A 6,498-nucleotide genomic window follows, 5' to 3' on the forward strand; every position below is an offset into this window, starting at 1 on the left:
GCACACAATCGAGCCAGGCATGGACGTTTCCGCAAAGGAAGGGGACGCTTTTGCAAATACGGCGGGCAGCGACCGACATAACCGAGCTCTACGCACCGCAATTTGAGCAGTTTGGCCTGGAGCTTACCGGCAAGGGCGCCGTCTTTACCGGCGAGGTGGCAAACGACCGGGCACACGGCCGCGCATGGATCATGCCTCTCTCCCCTGCCTGCATCGTCATGGAGCATTTCATCACCCCGACGCGCGATATGCACCTGGCCGAATACACACCCGAGCCATACGCCTGCGTGAGCGAGGTCAGCGCGCCCACACTTACATGCATGCCCGAGGCTGGCATAACACCCGCGAACCTTAAACCATTGCATGGACCGTGGCCAAACAATGCCGTTTGCAGCTTTATCCAAGATAACTGTGGCGAGGAATTAAGCCCGCTGTTTGCGGGGGAGCTTTATCACTCGCGCTCGGTACTCTTTTTGCCTGGATATTTTGACGAACTGGAGCACCGCTATCCCGCCGAGTTCGCGGGAATCTTTGAGGCGTTTGCCGAGCCATGGCACGAGGAAGCGACGTCTGCCATCTGCCACACGTTGCGCCGGATTAACGAGGAACGCGCCCGCACCGTAGGCGGACACGTCTATATGCAGGGCATCGTGGAGGCCATGGTCGCGGAGCTCGCCTGTTCGCGCGCGGCCCACAAGCAGGCACGGCAGGCGGCAGACACACGCGTCAGCATAACCATTGCCGAAGAAGCAACGGCAATGATCGAGCGCGCGCTCGACAAAGGCAGGCGTGTGGGTATCAACGAGGTGGCCGAGAGGCTCTACACAAGCCGCTCCAAACTATGCGCCACCTTTAAGGCCCAAACTGGCGAATCCCTGGGCGCCTACATTCGCAGACGCCGTATGGAGCGAGCACAGGACCTTTTGGCCGATAGCGCGCTCACGATAGCGCAGGTGGCAGAGCGTCTAGGCTACCCTCAGCAGGCCGCCTTCGCCCAAGCATTCAAGCAACACACCGGCACCACCCCCACCACCTGGCGCTCCCAACATATATAAAGAATGAGGGCGCCAACGGCACCCTCATTCACCAAATTCAATCCAGCCCGCCTGACCCGAACGGCCGAGTCGTCTGGCCGGGGAAGCCCCGAGTCGCCGGGGTGTTTGCTCCAAATGAGTTCCGCATGCAAAGAAGGCCACTAAATGTAGCCTTCGTCTTGCATAGGACTGTTTGAAATTTGGAGGAAATACCCCGGCGACTCGGGGCTTCCCCGGCCTCGCAGCTACGAGAGCGACGTTCTCAGCAACTCGTTGAAGAGTTTCGGGTTACCCTTGCCGCGGCTCGCCTTCATGCACTGGCCCACCAAAAAGCCGATGACCTTCTGGTTGCCGTCACGATACTGCTGTGCCTGATCGGCACAGTTTGCCAGCACCTCGTCCACGATCGGCTGCAACGCGCCGGCATCGCTCACCTGGCGCATACCACGCTCGTCGACGATCTTGTTGGGGTCGTCGCCAGTTTGGGCCATGGCCTCAAAGACCTCGTGCGCCTGGTTGGAGCTGATGGCATCGGTCGCCAGCAGCTTGGCAAGCGCCGCCACCTGAGCCGGCGCAATGCCGGACTCGGCCAGCGACACGCCCGCGCCCTTAAGGTAGGCGATCATCTCGTTCACCAGCAGGTTTGCGACCGTCTGAGCCTCCTTGCCAGCCGTTCCGGCAGCGGCGGCCTCAAAGAACTCGGCAAACTCCGGGTCGCCGGCAATCTGCTCGGCGTCGGCCGTCTTAATGCCAAAGTCGGCCTCAAAACGGACGCGCTTGGCATCGGGCAGCTCGGGAATCTCGCCACGGCAGCGGTCGATGAACTCGTCGTCCAGATCGAACGGCGCCAGGTCGGGGTCGGGGAACAGACGATAGTCGTCGGCCGTCTCCTTCACGCGCATGACCACGGTGCGCTTGCGGCTGGGCTCCCAGTGGCGGGTCTCCTGATAGATGATGCCGCCCTCCTCGAGCACCTCGGCCTGGCGGCAGATCTCGTAGGCTAGACCGTCGTGCAGGCTCTTAAACGAGTTGAGGTTCTTGAGCTCGGTCTTGGTGCCCAGCTTGGTCTCGCCGCGGCGGCGCAGCGACACATTGCCGTCGCAGCGCATGGAGCCCTTCTCCATGGAGCAGTCGGAAATGCCCAGCGTCACAAAAATGCGACGGAGCTTTTCCATAAACAGACGCGCTTCCTCGGGCGTGCGCAGGTCGGGCTCGGTAACGAGCTCAATCAGCGGTGTGCCACAGCGGTTGTAGTCGACGAGCGACTCGGCCGCGGCGGTAATGCGGCCCTCGGCGCCGCCCACGTGGACCATCTTGGCGGCGTCCTCTTCCATATGGATGCGCAGGATGCGGATGGGCACCGTGTAGGAACCGTCCTCGCGACGCTCGGGCATCTGCAGGCTGGACGCATCGTAGCTGGCCAGGTGGCCGGCACGCTGATTGCCCTCGCGCATGGTCGACGTCATGGACGTGGACAGGCCCTCGGCGTTGGCCGAGGCGCTCGCCAGGCTCTGGGCCTCGGCCTCGCCAAACGCGCAGTCGGGGCGCTCGGCGGCACCGCGACCGGTCACGTCCAGATCCAGGTGGCCGTACATGGCAAAAGCGACCGGACCCTGCGTGGTCTGGAAGTTCTTGGCCATATCGGGATAGAAGTAGTGCTTGCGGTAGAACATCGAGTGGCGTTGGATCTCGCAGTTGGTGGCGAGGCCGGCCTTGACGATGCTCTCGATGGCACGCTTGTTGGGCACCGGCAGGGCACCGGGCAGGCCCAGGCACACCGGGCACACGTTGGCGTTGGGCTCGTCATCGTGGCTGAGCTTGCAGTTGCAGAACATCTTGGTATCGAGTGCGGTGAGCTCGGTATGGATCTCCAGGCCGATCACGGCCTCCCAATCCTGCAGGACCTCGGAAAGCTCCTTCATTACAGCTCGCCCCCCTTCCCGGCAAAATCGGGCGCGACGGAAAGCGCGGGCGCACCCGTAGCGGCATCGGCAAAGCCGCGCTCCAGGGCGCGGGCAAACGTGAGCAGCTGACGGTCCTTAAACGCCGGACCCACCAGCTGGGCAGAAACGGGCAGATGAGTGTCCTCGCCCAGGCCCAGCGGCACCGAGATACCACCGTTGCCGCAAATGTTGAGCGAAATGGTGTACAGGTCGGAGAGGTACATCTGCGTGGGGTCGCTGATCTCGCCAAACTTAAAGGCCGTGCGCGGCGAGGCGGGCATGAGGATGGTGTCCACCTTGGCATACGCGGCGTCGTAGTCCTGCGTGATAAGCGTGCGGGCCTTTTGCGCAGCGTAGTAGTACTTGTCGTACACGCCCGAGCTCAGCAGGTAGGCGCCGAGCATCTGACGGCGCTTGGCCTCGGCGCCAAAGCCGTGGGCGCGCGAGAGCGAGCTCTGGTCGGACAGGTTGGCGCAGCCCTCCTCCTGATAGCCGTAGCGAATGCCGTCGAAGCGGGCCAGGTTGGAGAACGCCTCGGCCGGGCCGATGACGTAGTAGGCGGCGATGGCGGCGTCCAGGTGCGGCAGGTCGACCTCGACCAGCTCGGCGCCCTGGTTCTGCAGCTCCTGGGCGGCGCGCTGAACAGCGGCCTTGACCTCGGGCGTCAGGCCCTCGGCCTCCATAAACGCGGGGATGATGCCCACGCGCTTGCCCTCGATGCTGTCGTTGAGATGCTCAGTAAAGTCGACGGCGCAATCCTGGCTGGTGCAGTCGTACGGATCGTGGCCCGCGCCGGTAAGCGCGTTCATGGCCAGCGCGACATCCTCGACCGTGCGGCCAAATGGCCCCACCTGGTCGAGCGACGAGCCAAAGGCGACCACGCCGTAACGGCTCACGGCGCCATACGTGGGCTTAAAGCCCACCACGCCGCACAGCGACGCCGGCTGGCGAATGGAGCCGCCGGTATCCGAGCCCAGCGAGAGCGCGACCTCGCCCGCAGCGACGGCGGCAGCGGAGCCGCCCGAGGAGCCGCCGGGCACGCGCTCGGTATCCCAGGGGTTGTTGGTGCGGTGGAACGCCGAGCTCTCGGTGGAGCTGCCAAAGGCAAACTCGTCCATGTTGGCCTTGCCCATGGGCAGGCAGCCGGCATCGAGCATGCGCTGGACGCAGGTGGCGGTGTAGACGCTCTGGTAGTTCTCGAGCATGCGGGAAGCGCAGGTGGTGCGCGTGCCCACGAGGTTCATGTTGTCCTTGATGGCCAGCGGCACGCCCGCGAGCGGGGGCAGCGGCTTGCCTGCGGCACGGTCGGCATCCACGCGCGCAGCGGCCTCGAGCGCAAGCTCGGGCGCCACCTGCAGGAATGCCTGGACCCCGCCCTCGCGCGCCTCGATGGCGTCAAGGGAGGCCTGGGCCACCTCGGTAGCGGTAAAGTCGCCGGCGGCAACACCCGCGGCAATCTGGGCGGCGGTAAGGGAATCGAAGCTTAGCGCCATTACTCGCTCTCCCCCTCTCCCAAAATGGACGGCACGCGGAAGTAACGCTCGCGCGCGCTGCCGGCGTTTTCGAGCGCGACGCCGAGCGGCAGGTCGCGCTCGGGCTCGCGCAGGTCGTCGCCCATCACGTTGGACAGGCTTCCGATAGGATGGAACGTGGGCTCCACGTCGGGTAAGTCATATTGCAAGACGGGCTCGAGCATCTGGACGGCGTCGTTCATGTAGGACGTCATCTGGGTGAGCTCGTCATCGGTCAGTGCGATCTTTGCGTACTCGGCGATGCCGCGCACGTCTTTCTCGCTGAGTGCCATAGGCGCTCCCTTCCGCATAACAGTTAAACCGCTCTAGTATACAAGGCAACGCCAGCTTGGAGCAGGCGCTTTACCTAAATGCAGCGAAAACGTAACGAGGGCGGCGGTTGGCAGGCGACAGGCCGGCGGTTCTGCAGCGAAACCGCACCGTCCGTAGCGAAAACCGTCCTGTCCACAACGAAAACCGTCCCGCCCACAACGAAGACCATCACAACATTCGACGTTTATCGTCAAAATCGAGATTTTCATCGAATGTTGTGATGGTTTGAAAGCCCCGACCGCCACAAAGGTGCCTGTCCCCTTTGTGGTGGTTCTGAACGATGTCTTATGCCGAGGCCTTGGCCTTGCGGCGCTTGCGGACCGCGTGGATCACGATGTCCAGCAGCAACAGCACAATGGCCACGACCACGATGAGCACGGCAAACTCGCGCTTGCCCCAGTGGCGGTCGGCCAGCGACTTTTGCTTGTCGACGTCCTTCTTGTTGTACTTGGTGCGCACGCAGTGCACCAGCAGGCGATGGTCGTTCACGCCGTAGGGCGTGCAGGTGACGAGCGTCACCCTGTCGGCGCCGGGCTCGATGGTCAGCGACTCCATCTCCTCGGGCAGCACGACCTCGGAGTCCACCATCTTGTAGGCGAGCGTCTTGCTCATGGTGTGCAGCAGCACCAGGTCGCCGGGCTCCAGCGAATGGATGTCGTCGAACATGCTCAGGTTGCGCATGCCCGAGTGCGCGGTGAGCACGCAATGCGTCGAGGCGCCGCCCACCGGCAGGCTCGTGCCCTCCAGGTGGCCGACGCCCGCCATGAGGACCTCCTCGCTCGTGCCGTGGTAGATAGGCATGCTCACGTCGATGGAGGGGATTTCGACCCAGCTCATCATGGGGTCGCGGTCAAAGATGAGCTGCTGAGCGTAGGGCTCGATCTGGTCGGCGGGAAGCTCGGTGGCCTCGCCGGAAAGTTGCTCATTATAGGAGCGCGCCTGCAGCAGAATGCGCTCGCGCTCCTCTTCGGAGAGCGCATCCACGGTGCTGGACACCGTGCTGATCTGGTTGAACACGCCCGAGGCCTCGAGCCGATCCAAGATCCACGGCCAGGTCATAAGGCCCACGCCAATAAGGATGATGACGATGGTGATGAGCCGGTCGGCCCAGCGCGGCAACCGCTTGCGACGACGCTTGGGTTTTGGTTGAGGTTTGGGCTGAGGGCTTGAGCCACCGTTTGTCGCGGCGTTATTGCTCTTCATATGTTTGGCGCCCTGCACCATCGCCGGTCACTCCTCTACAACTCAAGTTGTCTAAACAAATAATAGCTGATTAGCGAGCTTCCACGCCGGACAACGCAGCCTAGCAGCATTGCGCAGTGCGAGTATGGGCCCGCATTTGAGTTTTCAAAATGTCCCGAATCGGCTGAGCGATTCGGGATACAATGTCAATAGAAAACGACGCACCCCGCGTAAGTGTACGAGAGCGCGGGCGGCCTAGTTTTCAGCTTTTGTTAAATGCCCGGGATCCGACCCCCGGGCATTCTTATTTGCGCTTTCGACGCAAATGCCGTCCACCGTCCGCACCGCGCGTGCGCCTACGGACCTTAAACCGAACTTCATACGAGTCAAGAAACGCGATGACGAACGTGCCCACCGTCGCGAGGGCGGCGAGCGCGTTAAGGAATTTCAGCATTTGGGGACCTCCGATCGAGTCGTCGGCCGCCCGCGCACGGG

General features: G+C 63.0%; 6 protein-coding genes. 1 reads left to right on the top strand and 5 read right to left on the bottom strand.

Annotation, left to right across the window (positions count from 1 at the left end):
• Positions 1-50: 50 nt before the first annotated feature.
• The gene (locus tag I4W09_RS01965) at positions 51-1,055 is read left to right on the top strand and encodes a helix-turn-helix transcriptional regulator (RefSeq protein WP_196031433.1); all 1,005 of its coding nucleotides are present in this window, start codon (positions 51-53) and stop codon (positions 1,053-1,055) included.
• A gap of 224 nt (positions 1,056-1,279) precedes the next feature.
• Here I4W09_RS01965 and gatB read toward each other — a convergent pair whose 3' ends face one another.
• From gatB to I4W09_RS10315, 5 genes are all read right to left on the bottom strand, one after another.
• Positions 1,280-2,956 (bottom strand): Asp-tRNA(Asn)/Glu-tRNA(Gln) amidotransferase subunit GatB, encoded by a 1,677-nt coding sequence (gene gatB, locus I4W09_RS01970; RefSeq protein ID WP_196031434.1) that lies wholly within the window; start codon positions 2,954-2,956, stop codon positions 1,280-1,282.
• The gene (gene gatA, locus I4W09_RS01975; protein WP_196031435.1) at positions 2,956-4,470 is read right to left on the bottom strand and encodes an Asp-tRNA(Asn)/Glu-tRNA(Gln) amidotransferase subunit GatA; all 1,515 of its coding nucleotides are present in this window, start codon (positions 4,468-4,470) and stop codon (positions 2,956-2,958) included. Before gatA ends, gatB begins: the two co-directional genes overlap by 1 nt.
• Positions 4,470-4,781: an Asp-tRNA(Asn)/Glu-tRNA(Gln) amidotransferase subunit GatC gene (locus tag I4W09_RS01980; protein ID WP_196031436.1), complete on the bottom strand. Its 312-nt coding sequence runs from the start codon at positions 4,779-4,781 to the stop codon at positions 4,470-4,472. The genes gatA and I4W09_RS01980 overlap by 1 nt, the downstream gene beginning before the upstream one ends.
• Before the next feature lie 325 nt (positions 4,782-5,106).
• Positions 5,107-6,024, bottom strand: coding sequence for a class C sortase (locus tag I4W09_RS01985; protein ID WP_196031437.1), 918 nt, complete (start codon positions 6,022-6,024; stop codon positions 5,107-5,109).
• Positions 6,025-6,307: 283 nt separating this feature from the next.
• The coding region (locus I4W09_RS10315; protein ID WP_230318614.1) for a hypothetical protein at positions 6,308-6,498 on the bottom strand (191 nt) is incomplete at its 5' end.

The sequence above is a fragment of the Collinsella aerofaciens genome, assembly GCF_015670795.1.
GTDB classification, from domain to species: domain Bacteria; phylum Actinomycetota; class Coriobacteriia; order Coriobacteriales; family Coriobacteriaceae; genus Collinsella; species Collinsella aerofaciens_Q.

Coding starts and splice junctions, on each gene's coding strand:
- I4W09_RS01985 (WP_196031437.1), bottom strand. CDS start 6,024: ATGAAGAGCAATAACGCCGCGACAAACGGTGGCTCAAGCCCTCAGCCC.
- gatA (WP_196031435.1), bottom strand. CDS start 4,470: ATGGCGCTAAGCTTCGATTCCCTTACCGCCGCCCAGATTGCCGCGGGT.
- gatB (WP_196031434.1), bottom strand. CDS start 2,956: ATGAAGGAGCTTTCCGAGGTCCTGCAGGATTGGGAGGCCGTGATCGGC.
- I4W09_RS01980 (WP_196031436.1), bottom strand. CDS start 4,781: ATGGCACTCAGCGAGAAAGACGTGCGCGGCATCGCCGAGTACGCAAAG.